This window comes from Ruegeria sp. YKSD163 (assembly GCF_059612905.1).
Window position 1 is genome coordinate 37050 of sequence record NZ_JBXWRM010000024.1, and the last position, 17017, is coordinate 54066.

At 60.9% G+C, this 17017-nt stretch carries 16 protein-coding genes; 11 read left to right on the plus strand and 5 right to left on the minus strand.

Going from position 1 to position 17017, the window contains the following annotated elements:
- Nucleotides 1-165: 165 nt before the first annotated feature.
- A complete protein-coding gene (locus tag AC2FNA_RS21400; RefSeq protein WP_496830047.1) occupies nucleotides 166-1197 on the minus strand; it encodes a phosphotransferase family protein in 1032 nt (343 codons plus the stop codon).
- Nucleotides 1198-1207: 10 nt separating this feature from the next.
- Nucleotides 1208-2185, minus strand: coding sequence for an NADPH:quinone oxidoreductase family protein (locus tag AC2FNA_RS21405; protein WP_496830049.1), 978 nt, complete (start codon nucleotides 2183-2185; stop codon nucleotides 1208-1210).
- A 162-nt stretch (nucleotides 2186-2347) separates the two neighbouring features.
- On the opposite strand from AC2FNA_RS21405, the gene AC2FNA_RS21410 reads away from it, so the two are divergent.
- From AC2FNA_RS21410 to AC2FNA_RS21425, 4 genes are all read left to right on the plus strand, one after another.
- A complete protein-coding gene (locus AC2FNA_RS21410; protein WP_496830051.1) occupies nucleotides 2348-3634 on the plus strand; it encodes a TRAP transporter large permease in 1287 nt (428 codons plus the stop codon).
- 1 nt (nucleotide 3635) lies between these two features.
- On the plus strand, nucleotides 3636-4148 hold the full coding sequence (locus tag AC2FNA_RS21415) for a TRAP transporter small permease (protein WP_496830053.1): 513 nt from the start codon (nucleotides 3636-3638) through the stop codon (nucleotides 4146-4148).
- 60 nt (nucleotides 4149-4208) lie between these two features.
- On the plus strand, nucleotides 4209-5237 hold the full coding sequence (locus AC2FNA_RS21420; RefSeq protein ID WP_496830055.1) for a TRAP transporter substrate-binding protein: 1029 nt from the start codon (nucleotides 4209-4211) through the stop codon (nucleotides 5235-5237).
- 62 nt (nucleotides 5238-5299) lie between these two features.
- Nucleotides 5300-6205: an amidohydrolase family protein gene (locus AC2FNA_RS21425; RefSeq protein ID WP_496830057.1), complete on the plus strand. Its 906-nt coding sequence runs from the start codon at nucleotides 5300-5302 to the stop codon at nucleotides 6203-6205.
- Between the two features lie 2 nt (nucleotides 6206-6207).
- On the opposite strand, the gene AC2FNA_RS21430 is transcribed toward AC2FNA_RS21425, so the two are convergent.
- Complete coding sequence (locus AC2FNA_RS21430) at nucleotides 6208-6945, minus strand: GntR family transcriptional regulator (RefSeq protein WP_234184806.1); 738 nt, start codon at nucleotides 6943-6945, stop codon at nucleotides 6208-6210.
- Between the two features lie 43 nt (nucleotides 6946-6988).
- Complete coding sequence (locus AC2FNA_RS21435) at nucleotides 6989-7213, minus strand: biotin/lipoyl-binding carrier protein (protein WP_234143790.1); 225 nt, start codon at nucleotides 7211-7213, stop codon at nucleotides 6989-6991.
- A 144-nt stretch (nucleotides 7214-7357) separates the two neighbouring features.
- Here AC2FNA_RS21435 and AC2FNA_RS21440 point away from each other — a divergent pair, with 144 nt between their 5' ends.
- From AC2FNA_RS21440 to AC2FNA_RS21455, 4 genes are read left to right on the plus strand one after another with little or no spacing between them, the layout of a single operon-like run.
- Nucleotides 7358-8914, plus strand: coding sequence for an acyl-CoA carboxylase subunit beta (locus AC2FNA_RS21440; protein ID WP_496830060.1), 1557 nt, complete (start codon nucleotides 7358-7360; stop codon nucleotides 8912-8914).
- Between the two features lie 7 nt (nucleotides 8915-8921).
- Nucleotides 8922-10292 (plus strand): acetyl-CoA carboxylase biotin carboxylase subunit, encoded by a 1371-nt coding sequence (locus AC2FNA_RS21445; protein ID WP_496830062.1) that lies wholly within the window; start codon nucleotides 8922-8924, stop codon nucleotides 10290-10292.
- 23 nt (nucleotides 10293-10315) lie between these two features.
- Nucleotides 10316-11863, plus strand: coding sequence for a class I adenylate-forming enzyme family protein (locus AC2FNA_RS21450; RefSeq protein WP_496830063.1), 1548 nt, complete (start codon nucleotides 10316-10318; stop codon nucleotides 11861-11863).
- A gap of 28 nt (nucleotides 11864-11891) precedes the next feature.
- Nucleotides 11892-13133, plus strand: a complete 1242-nt coding sequence (locus tag AC2FNA_RS21455) for an acyl-CoA dehydrogenase family protein (RefSeq protein ID WP_496830065.1) — start codon at nucleotides 11892-11894, stop codon at nucleotides 13131-13133.
- Nucleotides 13134-13268: 135 nt separating this feature from the next.
- On the opposite strand, the gene bhcR is transcribed toward AC2FNA_RS21455, so the two are convergent.
- Complete coding sequence (bhcR, locus tag AC2FNA_RS21460) at nucleotides 13269-14090, minus strand: HTH-type transcriptional regulator BhcR (protein WP_496830067.1); 822 nt, start codon at nucleotides 14088-14090, stop codon at nucleotides 13269-13271.
- A 187-nt stretch (nucleotides 14091-14277) separates the two neighbouring features.
- Between bhcR and bhcA the strand changes: the two genes are divergently transcribed.
- The 3 genes from bhcA to AC2FNA_RS21475 form a co-directional block, all read left to right on the plus strand.
- Nucleotides 14278-15468, plus strand: coding sequence for an L-aspartate--glyoxylate aminotransferase BhcA (gene bhcA / locus AC2FNA_RS21465; protein ID WP_496830069.1), 1191 nt, complete (start codon nucleotides 14278-14280; stop codon nucleotides 15466-15468).
- Nucleotides 15469-15482: 14 nt separating this feature from the next.
- Nucleotides 15483-16436, plus strand: coding sequence for a beta-hydroxyaspartate dehydratase BhcB (gene bhcB / locus AC2FNA_RS21470; protein ID WP_234143796.1), 954 nt, complete (start codon nucleotides 15483-15485; stop codon nucleotides 16434-16436).
- 14 nt (nucleotides 16437-16450) lie between these two features.
- On the plus strand, nucleotides 16451-17017 hold a 567-nt coding region (locus AC2FNA_RS21475; protein ID WP_496830072.1), incomplete at its 3' end, for an alanine racemase.

The following is a 17017-nucleotide window of genomic DNA, read 5'->3' on the forward strand; positions in this document are numbered from 1 at the left end:
GTTTTTGACCAACCGAAACGGCCGCTACACGAACGAGAGGCAGACAACCAGAACGTCGCGGCCCGGTGCCACGGTTTTGCCATCCGTCACCGATACGATCATGAAATGATGGGTCGAGCAGCGGTTCTTGTCGGTGCGCCCGTCGGGCGTCAGCCGCGGATTGGCTTACCGGCCTTGGGTCACCTCGATGGCAAGCGCCGTGAGGTTATCGACCGCCTGCCGCATCTCCGTCATGCTGGCGGGATTGGTCGCGTTGCCCTGCTGCGCCCTTTGGATGACCCCCGTTGCAATTGCGATCAGGCGAAAGAAGGAAAAGGCCAGCGCAAACGCCCAGTCTTGCGGAAGGTCGATCCGGCGCTGCGCGCAGTAGCGTTCGACAAATGCTCTTTCGTCGGGAAGGCCCAGAGCGGTGCGATCCAGCTTTCCCAATCCCTTGATGACTCCATTTTCCGGCAACCGGAGGCACATGCAGAAATATGCCAGATCTGCAATCGGGTGGCCGAGGGTGCAAAGCTCCCAATCCAAAATACCGATCAGGGTTTCGGCATCATGGGAAAAGACCAAGTTGTCGATCCTGAAATCGCCGTGCACGATGCTGACCTGCCCGTCGTCCTCGGGTTCATGGGTCTCAAGCCAGCGGATTAGGTGTTCAATCCCGGCCGCGTATCCGTCGGCGCTTTCGTGATACTGTTTTGTCCAGCGTCTGAGCTGTCGAGAGAAGTAATTGCCGGGTGCACCGAAATCGGCCAATCCGATTGATGCCGGATCAATCGCGTGCAACCGCGCCAGCGCGGTACAAATCTGATCATGGACATCGGCGCGTTCCCCGAGGACCAGTTCTGGCAGGGCCGGGTCCCAGAAGATCCGGCCATCCAGCATTTCCATCACGTAGAACATCGTGCCAAGCGGGTTCTGCTCGCCGCTCAGGTGATAGACCCTCGGAACGGGTACCGGCGTGTCTGCCAATGCGCCGAGCACCCGGAATTCGCGGTCCACCTGATGCGCCGAGGACAGGAGACGGCCGGGTGGTTTCGCACGCAGAACATAGGCATGCGGGCCACTGACGATCCGGTAGGTGGGATTTGACTGCCCACCGCCAAATCGTTCGATCTCGTCGAGCTGACCGAAATTGTCGATATGCGTGGCGAGATAGGTCGACAACTCTTGCCGGTCGAACTGGTGAAGCGGTTTCGGCATGTGACGCGCCTCAGCCCAGACTGATGACGAGTTTGCCCTGCACGGTGCGCTGAGAGAGCTTTTCCAGCGCCGCGGTCGCGTTTTCCAGCCCCTGAATTACCTCGACCTTCGGTTTCACCTTGCCAGCGGTGTAGAAACCGAACAGCTCTGCGGTTGCCTCGGCATGGCGCGCGGGATTGCGTTCGACGGCGGCGCCCCAGAACACGCCTGTGATCGAACAGGCCTTGAGCAGCGGCAGATTCATCGGAAGCTTGGCGATACCAGCGGGAAAGCCGACGACAAGATATTGGCCTTCCCAAGCGATGGCGCGCAGGGCCGGTTCCGAATAGTCCCCACCTACCGGATCATAGATGACATGCGCACCCGCCTTGCCACAGAGATCCTTGAATCGGCTTGCGAGTTCCTTCTTGTCGAAATCCCCTCTTGGATAGACCAGGCCATCATCGGCCCCGGCATCCAGCGCGGTGCGAAGCTTGTCCTCTGATGAAACCGCCGCCAGCACCCGTGCGCCCATGACCTTGCCCAGTTCGACGGCGGCAAGGCCCACACCACCAGAGGCGCCGAGTACCAGCAGCGTGTCCCCCTTGCCCAAAGCCGCGCGGTCCCTGAGCGCGTGATAGGATGTGCCATAGGTCATCATGAAGGCCGCAGCGTCCTCGAATGGCATGTCATCGGGTATTTTTGAAACCTTGTCGGACCCGACAACCACACGTTCGGCCAGGCCGCCCCAGCCCGAGAAGGCAAGAACCCTGTCCCCAACGGCGAGACCGGTGACACCGTCACCCACGGCCTCGACAATACCGGAAACTTCGGAGCCGGGGGCGAAAGGGCGGGGTGGCTTGAACTGATACAAATCCCTTATGATCAACAGATCAGGAAAGTTGAGGCCCACGGCCTGAACCTTGACCAGAACTTCACCCGCGGCGGGTGTCGGGGCAGGAATGTCATCTATCCGCAGCGTTTCGGGGCCTCCGGGCGTATGGCTCATGAGCGCTTTCACAGGCGTCCATCCTCTGTTCTGGGGCTTCTCGAACTCTAGCCCAATATTGTTGACAATCTTTATGTTCGCATCTTAGGCTCATACAACATGTATCGCAACCCGCTCGCAAAGGCAGTGCGGTGTTTGTCGAAATGGGAGGAATAGGGCCAGATGGAAATCATCCTGCTCGTGGTCTGCTTTGTGATCCTCGTGCTGGTAGGCGCCCCTGTGGCGCTGGCAATGATCGTGATGCCGACGGGATACATCCTGCTGACGGGCGCGGCGCCGCTGCTGACCGTACCGCATCAGATGTACGAAGGCATCGCTCACTTCCCGCTTGTGGCGGTTCCTTTCTTCATGCTCACGGGCGAGCTTATGAACGGCTCGTCGGTGACCGAACGGATCATGCGGCTCAGCCGTGTCATCGTCGGGCGGATGCGCGGCGGGCTGGCACAGGTCAACATCGTGGCCAGCATGTTCTTTGCGGGAATGAACGGGTCCGCCGTGGCCGATACCGCGACCATAGGCACGATCATGATCCCTGACATGAAGGCAAAAGGGTACACCCCGGCCTATGCGGCAGCGATCACGGCGATCGGCTCGACCATTGGCGGCATCATCCCGCCAAGTATCGCCATGATCGTGCTGGCCAGCTCTGTGAATCTGTCGGTCGGCGCGCTGTTCGCCGGGGGGGTCCTGCCGGGTATCCTGATCGGCTTGCTGCTCATGTTGACGGCGTGGATCATCGCCAAGGCCAAAGACCACGAGCGTGGAGATGAACCGTTTACCATCCGTGCCTTCATCGCTGCGGCATGGGGCGCGTCTTTGGCGCTCAGCGTTCCGCTGATCCTGGTGGTTGGCATTTTTGGTGGCTGGTTCAGCTCGGTCGAGGCGGGGGCAATCACGGCGCTGGTTGCGCTTACCCTCGGAACCGTCGTCTATCGCGATCTCGATCTGGCGTCTTTTCTCGGAGCGCTCAATCGTACGGTGCGGATGTCGGCGTCGGTCTTTGTCATCATCGCTGCGGCCGGTCCCTTCACGTGGCTTCTGGCGCGTTTGGGGGCGCTTGAGATGTTGCAGAACTGGCTTCTCGGCTTTGCCGAAACGCCGTTCCTCTTCGCGCTCATGCTGCTGGGCCTTATCCTGCTTGCCGGTATGATCATGGATGCCGCCGCCAATATCATTGTGCTCGGCCCCTTGCTGGTCGCCGCCTGCGAGACCGCCGGCTATGAGCCGGTCCAGGCGGCGCTTGTCGTGGTTGTCGGTTTCCTGCTGGGCACGGTCACCCCGCCCGTCGGGGTCTGCTATTTCACGGCGACCGCCATTGCTGGCTGTCGGCTGGAGCAATCCGCAGCAGCCCTCGTGCCATTCCTAGTGGCCGAAATCGTCGTTCTGCTGCTTATGCTTTTCCTGGCGCCGTTGACGCTCTTCCTGCCGCAGCTGTTGGGGTTCATCTGACATGGACTTTTTGAAACGCATTGCTGATCTGGCGGATTTCGTGATCCTTCGCGCCCTTCCCGTGATTTGTGGTTTCATGCTGGTACTGATGGTGGTTTTCATCGCCTACACGGTGGTCATGCGCACCGTCTTTCTCAATCCGCCATTCTGGGGCGACACACTGGCGCTCTTCGCCAATGTCTGGATGGTGTTTCTTGGCCTGATTATCGCCGTGCGCGAACGGTCGAACATCGCGATGGAGGCGCTCTATCAGATGATCCCCGCACGGTACGGCAGGCTTTTCCGCAAGCTTTGGGCGCTTGTTTTTGCGGGCTTTGGATTGCTGTTGCTGATCAAGGGCCATGAGGCCGCTTCGCGTATTCTGGGCTCTTACTGGGAGCTTGGAAATCTGCCGAAATCCTACCCGATGATGATCCTGCCGATCACCGGAGCGGGCATCCTGGTCGCCTCTCTCCTCTCGTTTGTCCGCCCGCTCGATGAAGAGCCGCATACCGACGAACAGGAGTTTCCCTGAACCTTTGCCGATTGTGCAAACCCGACAAGAAACAAGGAGGTTGAAATGAAATTGAAACGGATGAGAAGCGCCCTGCTGGGAGGTGCGCTGGCAGCTCTGACTGCGGGAACAGCCTGGGCCGAGGCCGAGATCAAGTTGGTCTTTGGCGTGGCAGGTCAACCAACCTGGGGTTTCGGAAAGCTGCTGACAGATGTGATCGAACCCAATCTCGAAAAATACTCGGATGGCCGAATTGATCTGGAGGTGCATCAACGCGGCGCATTGTGCAGCGAAGCGGCCTGCATGGAGCAGTTGGGGCTTGGCCAGATCGACATGACAACCGTTTCGGCGGGTAACATGGGTGCGTTTGGCAAAACGTTCGACATTCTGAACCTGCCCTATCTGTTCAAAGGTCAGCAAGAAGCCGAGACCATCATGCGCGGTTGGCTGAGCGATGAGCTTGCCAAGCAGGCGGCCGAAGAAATGGGCATCCACGTGCTGGCGACGGTGTCGTCCGGTGGTTTCCGCAACGTGGTCAATACCGAGCGCGAAGTCCGTGTGCCCTCCGATCTCAACGGTCTCAAGATCCGGGTGACCAAAAGCCCGACCGAATTCAATCTGGTGCAGGGGTGGGGCGGGGTTCCCATTCCGTATGCCTGGGCCTCGCTCTATGAAGGTCTGCAATCCGGCGTCGTTCAGGGCATGTATCTGCAGGACGTTTTCGTCTCCGCGGCCAAGTTCTATGAGGTGACCAAATTCGTCACCCGCGTGGAAAGCTCTTACAGTGGCCGACCGGTGATGATGAGCAAGCAGCGCTATGACGAGTTGCCCGACTGGGCAAGGGAGGCCATCGACAAGGTTGCCGTGGACATTGCCAACGAGGCGCTGAACTTTGATCTGGCCTGGCAGGAAGAAGCCGTCGCCGCGATGCAGGACAAGGTTGCGGTCTATGTCCCGACCGAGACGGAACTGGCCGAATGGTCGAAAGGTGCGGTTGACGCCTGGGTCGCTGTCAAAGGCACCTATGATCCGGCACTTGCGCGGCGCATTCTGGAAGAGCAGGGTCAGACCGAGCTGATCGGGCTGCTCGAAGAGGCCGGCGCGCTCTGAGCCTGTCACTTGCGAGACCTGCTTCCTCCCGGCAGGTCTCGTTCCTATTCAGGATGGGAAACATGGACATCATCGACGCGCATCATCACCTCTGGGATGTAGAGAAGAACGGTGCAAGCTATCCTTGGTACACTGAGGATCACGGCGACCGGGGCTGGGGCGACACCTCGGCCATCATGCGTAACTACACGCCTGTCGAACTGCAAAGAGATGCCCGAGAGGGTAGGGTGACGGTTCTGAAATCGGTCCATGTGCAGGCCAATTTCGATTTCTCGAATCCGGTGGGGGAAACCCGATGGCTTGAAGAAATCGCGCAGGACGAGGGGTCAGGCAACCTGCCGACCGCCATTGTCGGTTATGCCGATCTGTCCTCGGTGGATGTGGGGCGGGTGCTTGAAGCGCATGCGGAACACCCTCGCTTTCGTGGTGTGCGGCAGGTGCTTAACCGGCATGACGACCCGAAACTGAACCGCGCTCCGCAGGATTTCTTGGCCAACCCGGACTGGCGGACAGGGGTGCAAAGACTTTCCGAAATGGGCCTCAGCTTTGATGCGCAGATCTATCATCAACAGGCCGCGGCCTTGATCGAAGTGGCCGATGATCTCCCAGAACTCGACATCGTTCTTGATCACGCGCTGATGCCTGCCGAACGGGATGACGCGAATATCGAGGGCTGGCGGCAAGCCGTCATGCGCTTGGCCGAACTGCCAAATCTGTCGATGAAAATCAGCGGCTTCGGTATGGTTGATAACAACTGGTCAACCGAAAGCATTCGCCCCTTTGTCCTGCATTGCATCGATGCGTTCGGACCGGACCGGATCATGTTCGGCTCAAACTTTCCCGTCGACAAGCTGATGTCGGATTACGGTCGGCTCTGGCGAGCCTATGACGAGATCCTCTCGGGTTTTTCCGATGTTGAACGCCATGCCATGCTGATCGGCACGGCTGAACGCTTCTACAGGATCTGAAGTCAGGGGGCTGCGTCTTTTTCTTCGCGCAGCAACCGGATTGCGTGGACCTTGGATTCCTCGACCAGACGGCGCGCGGTCTGTTCGGCCTGAGCGCCCCGACCTGCCGCAATGTGATCGACCAGTTCCGACCAGTTTTCGCAGGACTGAACTCGGCGCTCCGGCGACGAGAGGCCAAGCCGCGAGTACCGCAGGGTCTGGTGAAAGAGCAGGGTCACCATCGAGTTGAGACGTTCATTGCCCGATGCCTCGCTGATGGACAGCCCAAACTCGACCACCGCGTCGACATAGTCGGCCGAGGCCTTGGGTCCCGTTTTCTTGGCAAGCTTGTTCAAGGCCGCAAGATGCCGGCGCAGCATGTCGATGTCATCCTTGCTACGCGTCTCGGCCAGCCGGCGCGCGCCAAGACCCGCGAGCACGGCGCGGATGTCGAAAACATCGGCAACCTCTTTTGCGGACAGTTGAGTGACAATTGCCCCGCGTCTGGGCGCGATCGTGACCAACCCGGCATTTTCAAGAATACGCAAGGCTTCGCGTACAGGGCCACGACTTACCTTGTAGCGCTCCGAAATGCCGATCTCCTGCAACCGGTCATTCGGCATGTAGCGCTCGTTGACAATCTCATCGGCCAATTGCATCGCGATCTGCTCGGAAATCGACAGTGCTTCGCTTCCCCCCGCAAGCGACGGCCTAAGTGAAGCAAGCATCGCGCGATGCAGTGCCGTGGTCTGTTGATACATCTACTTGTCCCTGCGGCTGCATATTACGCCCAAGCAAAGTTTATTAGCTTGGCGTGATGCGCACAAGCGGCTGACCCTCCGAGATGGCGTCGCCTTCCGCCACAAGGATTTCGGAAACGGTGCCGTCACAACTGGCCTCGGCCGGGATCTCCATCTTCATGGATTCCAGGATCATCAGGACATCTTCCTCTTCCACGGTGTCTCCAACCTTGACCTCGATTTTCCAGACGGTGCCCGCGATCTCGGATTCGATCGTTTCGTCACTCATGCTTCATCCTCCACGATTTCCGCACGCCCGACAGGCCCGGGCGACGACAGGTTTCATTCTTTTTAAATCATTCTTATTGTCAACAATCTTATTTTGTGTAGTCTGAATGGACGACCCGAGTGACAAGACCGGAGGGAGCGCCTCATGAGCTGGCAGAAAGAAGTTGACGAGATCAACAGGCGCCGCGAGATCGCCAAGGAGCTTGGTGGCGCAGAGGCGGTCAAGCGGCAGCATGATGCCGGGCGGCTGACTGTGCGCGAGCGGATCGACATGCTCGTCGACAAGGGCAGCTTTCGGGAACTCGGCGCGCTCACCGGCAAGGCGACCTATGACAAGGATCATAACCTGATCGATGTAACCCCGGCCAATGCGGTGATTGGCACCGGCAAGATCGACGGGCGCAAGGTCTCGATCGATGGGGACGATTGGACCATTCGGGGCGGATCTTCCGAGGCGACGGTTTCGGAAAAATGGATCTATGCCGAGAATTACGCCGAGGCGATGCGCATGCCGTTGATCCGCCTCGTCGAAAGCGCCGGTGGCAGCGTCAAGATCCTAGACCAGAACGCCGCGACCAAGTTGCCTGCCTATCCCACTTGGAGCCTTGCGCGGATGATGGGGACGATCCCGGTGGTGGGGCTGGCCCTTGGTCCCTGCGCCGGGCTTGGCGCGATCAAGGCCGCCACGGCGCATTATTCGGTTATGATCAAGGGCACCAGCCAAGTCTTTGCCGGTGGCCCACCGGTTGTCGAGCGCGGCATGGGGATCAAGGTCGACAAGGAAGAGTTGGGCGGTTCCAAGATTCATACCCGCGAAAGTGGCGTGATGGGCAACGAGGCAAAGACCGAGGAAGAGGCCTTTGAGATGGTCCGCAAATTCCTGTCCTACTTGCCGTCGAGCGTGTACGAAATGCCGCCCGTCATCGAAAGCGACGACCCCAAGGACCGTCGCGAGGAAGAGCTGATCGAGATCATCCCGCGCGACAAGCGCAAGGTCTACAAGTCGCGCAAGATCCTCGACATGGTCTTTGACAAGGGATCGGTCTTTGAACTGACCAAGGGTTATGGACGCTCGATCGTCACCTGTTTTGCACGGCTTGGCGGGCGGCCCGTCGGCGTCATCACCACCGACCCGATGCAATATGGCGGCGGTATGACCAAGGCTTCTGCCAGCAAGATGGAGGCGTTCATCGACCTGTGCGATACGTTCCACCTGCCGATCGTTCACATGGTTGACCAGCCCGGTACAATTGTTGGCCCCGAGGCCGAGCGCACAGGTGCCGTCAAGGGTTCGGTCCGTGTCTGCATGGCCATCGAACAGAGCCAGGTCCCCTGGTGTGCGATTATCACGCGGCGGTGCTACGGGCTTGCGGGCAGTACCTTTGGTCGGGTTCAGGGGATCAACCTGCACTATGCCTGGCCCTCTGGGCGTTGGGGCTCGATCCCGGTCGATGGCGGAGCAGAGGCCGCGTTCAAAAAGGAACTGGACGCGCTTGACCCCGAGGCCCGCGCTGTGCGCCTTGCCGAGATCGAAAGCCATTTCTTCCACATGGAATCGCCCTTCTTGACGGCAGAGAAATTCCGCATCCCCGACATCATCGACCCCCGCGACACCCGGGCGCTGCTCAATGACTGGCTCGATGACGCCTGGAAGCTGATTCCGGACCAGCTGGGCCCCAAGGGCCGCACCTTCCGGATGTGAGGTCACCATGAAACGTCTGCTGATTGCCAATCGAGGAGAAATCGCCTGCCGCATCATCAGGGCGGCCAAGTCACTCGGGATCGAAACGGTCGCCGTCTGTTCAGAGGCCGATGCCGCCGCGATGCATGTGTCGATGGCAGACCGTTCCGTCTGCCTTGGCCCGCCACAGGCGGCGCAAAGCTACCTCAAGCAGGAGGCACTTATCGAGGCGGCTCGGTCAACCGGTGCCGATGCGGTGCATCCGGGTTATGGGTTTCTTGCCGAAAGCGCAGCGTTTGCCCGCAAGGTGACCGGGGCGGGCCTGACATGGGTCGGTCCTTCACCGGAAACGATCGCGGACATGGGGGACAAGGGGCAGGCCCGCGTTCTTGCGATCAAGGCGGGCGTGCCGGTTCTGCCCGGCTCGGAAAGTTTCGCCGAAGGCAAGCTCGACGGGCTTGAGGCGGCAGGCGCCGCCGTCGGGTTTCCGCTGCTGGTCAAGGCGACGGCCGGCGGGGGCGGTATCGGCATGCAGCGCGTCGACGACCCGGCCAAGCTGCGCAAGATCGCCGAACGCACCCAGTCCGCCGCTGCGCGGAGCTTCGGCGACGGCTCCATCTTTCTGGAACGCTACATCGCCCGCGCGCGCCATATCGAAATCCAGCTGTTCGGCTTTGGTGACGGGCGCGCGGTGCATCTGTTCGAACGCGACTGTTCGTTGCAGCGCCGTTTCCAGAAAGTGGTCGAGGAAAGCCCTGCGCCACAACTGGATCGGACGATTGCAGAGCGGATGGGAGAGGTCGCCTGCGCGCTGGCAGGCGCTGTGCATTATAGCGGCGCGGGGACGGTCGAATTCGTGTTGGATGCCGACACCGGAGAGTTCTTCTTTCTCGAGATGAATACGCGCATTCAGGTTGAGCACCCCGTAAGTGAAATGGTCACGGGAACCGATCTCGTCGCTGCCCAGCTGCGTCTGGCTGCAGGCGAGGATCTGACCGACGACCTGAGCGGTCGACCCCTTGCAGGCCATGCGGTCGAGTGTCGGCTTTACGCCGAGAACCCGGCGAAAAAGTTCCTCCCTTCACCCGGCACACTGGAACGTTTCACCCTGCCTGAAGGGATGGAGGGCATCCGTATCGACACGGGTGTGCGCGAGGGAGACACGATCACCCCGTTCTATGACCCGATGATTGCCAAGATCATCGCCTATGGGGACAGCCGCGATCAGGCCATCGGTCGGATCAATGCAGCGCTGCGCGCGACCGAAGTCGAAGGTCTTGTCACGAACCGGGATTTCCTGATCGCCGTCACATCGAATCCGACGTTCAAGGGTGGCGACGTATGGACGGGTTTCATCGATACGCATCTGGACGACCTGTTGTCTGCCTCCAGGAGCTGAGCGAGATGCCGGAAAGGACGACCATGAAACCGCCCCAATCGCTTCTACATGCATTGCAACCGTTTCTGGCTGGTGAACCGGACAAGGAAGCGCTTGTTTTTGGCGCTCATCGCCTGACCTTTGCCGAGATGGCCTGCCTCGCGGTGGCGCAAGCCGATGTTCTACGCGACCACGGGGTAAAACAGGGCGACCGTGTCGCCGCAATTTTTCCCCCGCGACCCGAAGCCATCCTGTCCATGCTCGCGTGCTGGCTAGTAGGGGCGACGTGGATTGGTATCAATCCCCGCTATCAGCGCCGTGAACAGGCGCAAATCCTCATCGACGCAGATGTGACGCTTTTGATGTCGATGACCCGTATCGGCAACCGGGACCTTTCCGAAGACCTGGCAGGCCATGAAGCTGAGCTGGGGCTCGACATCATCCGCTTCCAGCAAGAGTTTATGATCGAGGGCCTGCCTGCTCCGGTCCCTCGCGATACCGCCATGGCCCGGTGGCATGTGGCGCTCGAACAGCTGGACCCCGAACAGCCAGCCGTGGTGATCTATACCTCCGGGTCGACCGGCAAGCCAAAAGGCGCTCTGATCACCCATGTCGGTCTGGCGTTCCGCTCGCATACACTGCACACGGACCGGTTCGATCTGCCGGCCCCGACGCAGCTTATCGACCTGCCGGTCAATCACATCGGCGCACTGGCCAGTGGCATTGGCGTTGCCATGGTGTCGGGCGGAAAAATGATCCTCTCGGAACAGTTCGATCCGGGAGTCACGCTGAGGACGGTCGAGCAAGAGAACCTGGCGATCCTGAGTGGCGTTCCCGCGATGCTTGCGCGGCTTGTCGATCATCCCGACTTCGGGTCGACGGATCTGTCTTCGATCAAGGCGATCAGCTGGGGTGCGGGACCCATCCCCGAGGCCGTGCTAAAGCGGCTGATGAGCGCGAGCGACGCGGTTTTCTCGCAGCAATACGGCATGACCGAAAGCAACGGTCCCATCGTCTTTACCCCGCCCACTCGAGACGTGGACATCCTGTTGCAGACGACGGGCAAACCTGATCCTCGCCTTGAGTTGCGCATCGCCGACGAGGCCGATGTTCCGGTGCCCATCGGAACCGAAGGCGAGGTGCAGGTCAGAAACCCGCATCCGTTCGCAGGCTATTTGGACAATCCCGAAGCCAGCGCCGCCGCCTTTACGGCAGACGGGTTCCTGCACACGGGTGACCGGGCAAAGATCCGCGAGGATGGCTATCTCGTTTTTTGCGGACGCAGCAAGGAAATGTACAAATCGGGTGGCTTCAATGTCTATCCGCGCGAGATCGAGATCGCGCTCGAGGCGCATCCGGACATTCGGGCGGCCGCCGTACTGGGCGTTGACGATCCGCAATGGGGGCAGGTGGGTCATGCCTTTGTCGAACTGGCCGCCGAGTTGACCGCCGACGAGATCAAAGGCTGGTGCAGGGGGCGGCTGGCGGATTTCAAGGTGCCCAAGCGCATCAGCGTGATCGACACCATGCCACGCACGCCCGTGGACAAGGTGGACCGTATGCGCCTGGCAGAGATCGCGGCGCAAAGCTGACCCTAGGCAACGACAAGGAGGCCGTTTCATGGATTTTGCACCATCCCCCAAGGCCAGAGAATACGAAGCCCGGCTCGCCGCCTTCATGGCGGCCCATGTCTATCCTGCCGAACAGGTGTATCATGAACAACAACGCCAGGCGTCATCCCGTTGGGCGGTCCCGCCGGTGATCGAAGAGTTGAAAGCCAAGGCGCGCGCCGAGGGCTTGTGGAACCTGTTCCTGCCCGATCCTGAACTTGGCGCCGGGCTGTCGGTGCTGGAATACGCACCGTTGGCAGAGTTGACGGGCCGCAGCCATATCGCGCCCGAAGTATTCAACTGTAACGCTCCCGACAGCGGCAACATGGAAACGCTCTTTCTCTATGGAACCGAGGAGCAGAAGGATCGTTGGCTGCGTCCGTTGCTGGCGGGTGAAATCCGCTCGGCCTTCCTGATGACCGAACCGGATGTTGCTTCATCGGATGCGACAAATATCGAATGTGAAATGCGCCGCGATGGCGACGACTATGTGATCAACGGGTGGAAATGGTGGTCTTCCGGGGCGGGGGACCCGCGCTGTCGGATCTTTATCGTGATGGGCAAGACTGACCCCTCGGCGTCGGTTCATGCGCAGCAATCCATGGTGCTGGTGCCCGCGGACACGCCCGGTGTCACGGTGGAACGCCATCTGCCCGTGTTTGGCTATGACGACGCGCCACATGGTCATATGGAGGTATCGCTTGCCGAGGTGCGCGTGCCGGTCTCGAATGTGTTGCTCGGCGAGGGCCGGGGTTTCGAAATCGCGCAAGGGCGCCTTGGTCCTGGACGGATCCACCATTGCATGCGCTCTATCGGTGCCGCCGAGCGGGCGCTGGAACTGATGACCGACCGACTGCTGAGCCGCAAGGCATTCGGCAAAGCCATCGGCATGCACTCGGTCTGGGAAGAACGCGTCGCCAATGCGCGTTTGAACATCGAAATGACCCGCCTGATCTGTCTCAAGGCGGCGTGGATGATGGGTTCTGTCGGCAACAAGGCGGCCAAAGACGAGATCGCAATGATCAAGATTGCCGCCCCGAGCATGGCTGCAAAGGTGATCGACGATGCGATTCAGGCCTTTGGTGGGGCCGGTGTCTGCGATGACACGCCGCTGGCGTGGATGTATGCGGCGCAGCGCGCTCTGCGGCTTGCCGATGGGCCGGACGAGGTACATCGCCGTGCAATGGCCCGATCCGAATTCAAGCGCGCAGCGGGACGCATGGGTATCGACATTCGCTCCGTCGCTGGCTGACACTGCCCGACGCGCGCCATGTGTTTCGTTGTTCACAAGACACGAAAGCCTGCGAAACATCCGTCCGCCCGATGATCGGCATACTCCCCGTCATTGCAGGGCCACGATAGGTGATCGCTGTAATTGCCGCCGACCTCAACCGGCCCGCACCGGGGCGCCCAACCTGCGTGACAGATCGATCGCCGCGTCCCGCACGAGGTTGCCGATCTCTGTCAACCGCTCGTCGGGCATCCTGTCCGAGGGGCCGGACACAGAGATGCCACCGACCGCCTCGCCGGTGAAATCGGTGATCGGGGCGGCGACACAGCGCATGCCATGGGTGCGTTCCTCGTCATCCAGCGCCCAGCCCCGACGATGGATCAGGTCAAGCTCGGCCAAGAGACGCTCTTTGTCGAACAGCGTCTTCATCGTGAACTGTTCCAGCCGTGGATCGGGCAGCAGCCTGTCGATGCGGGCGCGGTCGTATTGCGACAACAGCGCCTTGCCGATCCCCGAGGCATGCAACGGCGCGCGCGTGCCGGGTTGAAAAAAGGCGCGGATGTTCGATTGGGTCTCTACCTGGCTCAGGAACAGGATCTCGCCATCGCGTTCGATCCCGATATTGGCGGTTTCTCCGGTCATTTCCACCAGCTTGCGCAGAACGGGGCGGGCGCGCTCGACCAGCGAACTGCGCAGCAAAAAGGCGGATCCCAGTCGGAACAGGTCTGGGCCGATATGCCAGGTCTGGGTTTCCGGGTCGATCTCGGTCAGACGGCGGCTCTCGAATGTGTGCAGTGCCCGGTACACCGTCGCCGGCGCCAGGTCGAGCCGGTCCGCCACCTCTGACAGCGTCAGCCCCCGCGCCGAGGCGAGGCATTCGAGGATGTCGATGGCCCGGTCGAGCGACTGATTGGTGTTCTGCTCGCTCTTGTCGGCAAAGGCCTTGGGCCGCCCTCTTTTCCGTTTTTCCGTCGCCAAACCGCTGCACTCCTGTCGTTTCTTCGTTTTTCAGATTTCGCACTTCGGAGAGATGAAAAACTATAGGTATTTGTTAGTAAACATATAAATGGATATTTGTCTAGTGTGAAAAACATTTTCAAAAAAATTGTCAAGGGGTCGTGCCCGGTTGATGATAGGACACCGAATCCGCTGAACGAGGCACAAGATGAGTTTCCAGAACCCCGTTTTCATCCCTGGGCCGACCAATATCCCGGAACGCCTGCGCAAGGCCTGCGACATGCCGACGATCGACCACCGCTCGCCCTTGTTCGGGCAAATCCTGCACCCGGCGCGGGCGGGGGTTCGGGCAGTGCTGAAAAGCGAAACTGCCGAGGTCTTCATCTTTCCCTCCACCGGGACCGGGGGCTGGGAAACCGCGCTGACCAATACGCTGTCGGCGGGCGACGGGGTGCTGGCCGCGCGCAACGGCATGTTTTCCCATCGCTGGATCGACATGTGCCAGCGTCATGGGCTGGCGGTCGAGGTCGTCGAAACCCCCTGGGGCGAGGGTCTGCCTGCGGATCGTTACGAAGAGATCCTGACGGCCGACACCGAACACAGGATCAAGGCGGTTCTGGCCACCCATAACGAGACCGCAACCGGGGTCCGCTCGGATATCGCGGCGGTGCGTCGCGCGCTCGACAAGGCGGAGCATCCGGCGCTTCTGTTCGTCGATGGGGTCAGCTCGATCGGATCGATGGATTTCCGCTTCGACGACTGGGGGGTGGATGTGGCCGTCACCGGCTCGCAAAAGGGCTTCATGCTGCCGGCCGGGCTGGCGATTGTCGGGTTCAGCCCCAAGGCTATGGAGGCGACCCGCACCGGCACCCTGCCGCGCACCTTCTTCGATGTGCATGACATGGCCAGGGGCTATGCCAACAGCGCCTATCCCTATACCCCCGCGGTGGGACTGATGAACGGGCTGAACGAGGCGTGCAGGATGCTGCTGGACGAGGGGCTGGAGAATGTCTTTGCCCGCCACCACCGCATCGCCGAAGGCGTGCGCGCAGCGGTGCGGGCCTGGGGGCTCGATCTGTGCGCGGCCTCGCCGGATGTCTATTCCGACACGGTCAGCGCCATCCGTACGCCCGAGGGGTTCAACGCCACCGATATCGTGACCCATGCCGCCAGCAAATATGGTGTCGCCTTTGGTGTCGGGCTGGGCGAGGTCGCGGGCAAGGTGTTCCGCATCGGCCATCTGGGCAGCCTGACCGATGTCATGACCCTGTCGGGCATCGCCACCGCCGAGATGTGCATGGCCGATCTGGGACTTGATGTTCCGCTTGGGTCGGGTGTTGCCGCCGCTCAGGCGTATTTCCGGTCACATAGCGCCGCCTCGGTGCTGAAAGCAGCCTGAGGGAGGGACCAGGAATGTATATTCCTTCCTACGAGGACATGCTTTGTGCGCATGATCGGATTGCGCCGTATATCCGTCGTACGCCGGTGCGAGTGTCGGATTATCTGAGCGAGTTGGCGGGGTGCCGGCTGTTCTTCAAATGCGAGAACTTTCAGGAGCCGGGCGCGTTCAAGGTGCGCGGGGCCACCAACGCGGTCTTTGGCCTCGACGAGGCGCAGGCGGCCAAGGGCGTGGCGACGCATTCGAGCGGCAATCATGCCTCGTGCCTGAGCTATGCCGCGATGCTGCGGGGCATCCCCTGCAACGTGGTCATGCCGCGCACCGCGCCGCAGGCCAAGAAGGATACGGTGCGTCGCTATGGTGGCGTGATCACCGAATGTGAGCCCTCCACGACCTCGCGCGAGGCGACGTTCGCCGAGGTGCAGGCCGCGACGGGTGGTGATTTCGTCCACCCCTACAACGATCCGCGCGTGATCGCGGGGCAGGGCACCTGTTCGAAGGAATTCATGGAGCAGACCGACGGGCTCGACATGGTGGTGGCCCCGATCGGGGGCGGCGGCATGATCTCGGGCACCTGCCTGACCCTGGCGACGCTGGCGCCGGAAACACAGGTGATCGCCGCCGAGCCCGAACAGGCCGACGACGCCTATCGCAGCTTCAAGGCGGGTCACATCATTGCCGATGATGCGCCCAGGACCATCGCTGACGGTCTGCTGGTGCCGCTCAAGGACCTGACCTGGCATTTCGTGTCGCACCACGTGTCCGAGATCTACACCGCCTCGGAACAGGAAATCGTCGATGCGATGAAGCTGATCTGGAAGCACCTGCGCATCGTGATGGAACCCTCCAGCGCCGTGCCGCTGGCCACCATCCTCAAGAACCCCGACGCGTTTCGTGGCAAGCGCGTGGGCGTGATCATCACCGGCGGCAACGTCGATCTGGACAAACTGCCCTGGATGCAGGGCTGAACAGGAGAATTCCCATGAAAGACTCGATTGACCTGGACGCCTACGAGGTCGGTTTCGACATTCCCGCCAAGCCGGGCATGGATGCCGCCGATATCCAGACGCCTGCTCTGGTGCTGGATCTCGACGCGCTTGAACGCAACATCAGGAAGATGGGCGACTATGCCAAGGCGCATGGCATGCGCCACCGCGCGCATGGCAAGATGCACAAATCCGTCGATGTGCTGAAGCTGCAGATGGACCTGGGCAGTGCTATCGGCGTCTGCTGCCAGAAGGTCAGCGAGGCCGAGGTCTTTGCCCGCGCCGGCATCCAGGAGATCCTCGTCTCGAACCAGGTCCGCGATCCGGGCAAGATCGCGCGTCTCGTCCAGCTGCCGAAGCTGAGCGGGGGTGAGGTGATCGTCTGTGTCGATGATGTCGCCAACGTGGCGGACCTGTCGGCGGCGGCCGTCAAGGCAGGCACCCGGCTGGGTGTCTTCGTGGAAATTGACTGCGGTGCCGGGCGCTGCGGTGTGACGACAACCCCGGCGGTGGTCGAGATCGCCAAGGCCGTCGTCGCAGCGGACAACCTGACCTATCGCGGC

What these genes read in the sequence shown, in the direction of transcription:
- AC2FNA_RS21400 (WP_496830047.1), bottom strand. Translation starts at nt 1,197, where the DNA reads ATGCCGAAACCGCTTCACCAGTTCGACCGGCAAGAGTTGTCGACCTAT.
- AC2FNA_RS21405 (WP_496830049.1), bottom strand. Translation starts at nt 2,185, where the DNA reads ATGAGCCATACGCCCGGAGGCCCCGAAACGCTGCGGATAGATGACATT.
- AC2FNA_RS21410 (WP_496830051.1), top strand. Translation starts at nt 2,348, where the DNA reads ATGGAAATCATCCTGCTCGTGGTCTGCTTTGTGATCCTCGTGCTGGTA.
- AC2FNA_RS21415 (WP_496830053.1), top strand. Translation starts at nt 3,636, where the DNA reads ATGGACTTTTTGAAACGCATTGCTGATCTGGCGGATTTCGTGATCCTT.
- AC2FNA_RS21420 (WP_496830055.1), top strand. Translation starts at nt 4,209, where the DNA reads ATGAGAAGCGCCCTGCTGGGAGGTGCGCTGGCAGCTCTGACTGCGGGA.
- AC2FNA_RS21425 (WP_496830057.1), top strand. Translation starts at nt 5,300, where the DNA reads ATGGACATCATCGACGCGCATCATCACCTCTGGGATGTAGAGAAGAAC.
- AC2FNA_RS21430 (WP_234184806.1), bottom strand. Translation starts at nt 6,945, where the DNA reads ATGTATCAACAGACCACGGCACTGCATCGCGCGATGCTTGCTTCACTT.
- AC2FNA_RS21435 (WP_234143790.1), bottom strand. Translation starts at nt 7,213, where the DNA reads ATGAGTGACGAAACGATCGAATCCGAGATCGCGGGCACCGTCTGGAAA.
- AC2FNA_RS21440 (WP_496830060.1), top strand. Translation starts at nt 7,358, where the DNA reads ATGAGCTGGCAGAAAGAAGTTGACGAGATCAACAGGCGCCGCGAGATC.
- AC2FNA_RS21445 (WP_496830062.1), top strand. Translation starts at nt 8,922, where the DNA reads ATGAAACGTCTGCTGATTGCCAATCGAGGAGAAATCGCCTGCCGCATC.
- AC2FNA_RS21450 (WP_496830063.1), top strand. Translation starts at nt 10,316, where the DNA reads ATGAAACCGCCCCAATCGCTTCTACATGCATTGCAACCGTTTCTGGCT.
- AC2FNA_RS21455 (WP_496830065.1), top strand. Translation starts at nt 11,892, where the DNA reads ATGGATTTTGCACCATCCCCCAAGGCCAGAGAATACGAAGCCCGGCTC.
- bhcA (WP_496830069.1), top strand. Translation starts at nt 14,278, where the DNA reads ATGAGTTTCCAGAACCCCGTTTTCATCCCTGGGCCGACCAATATCCCG.
- bhcB (WP_234143796.1), top strand. Translation starts at nt 15,483, where the DNA reads ATGTATATTCCTTCCTACGAGGACATGCTTTGTGCGCATGATCGGATT.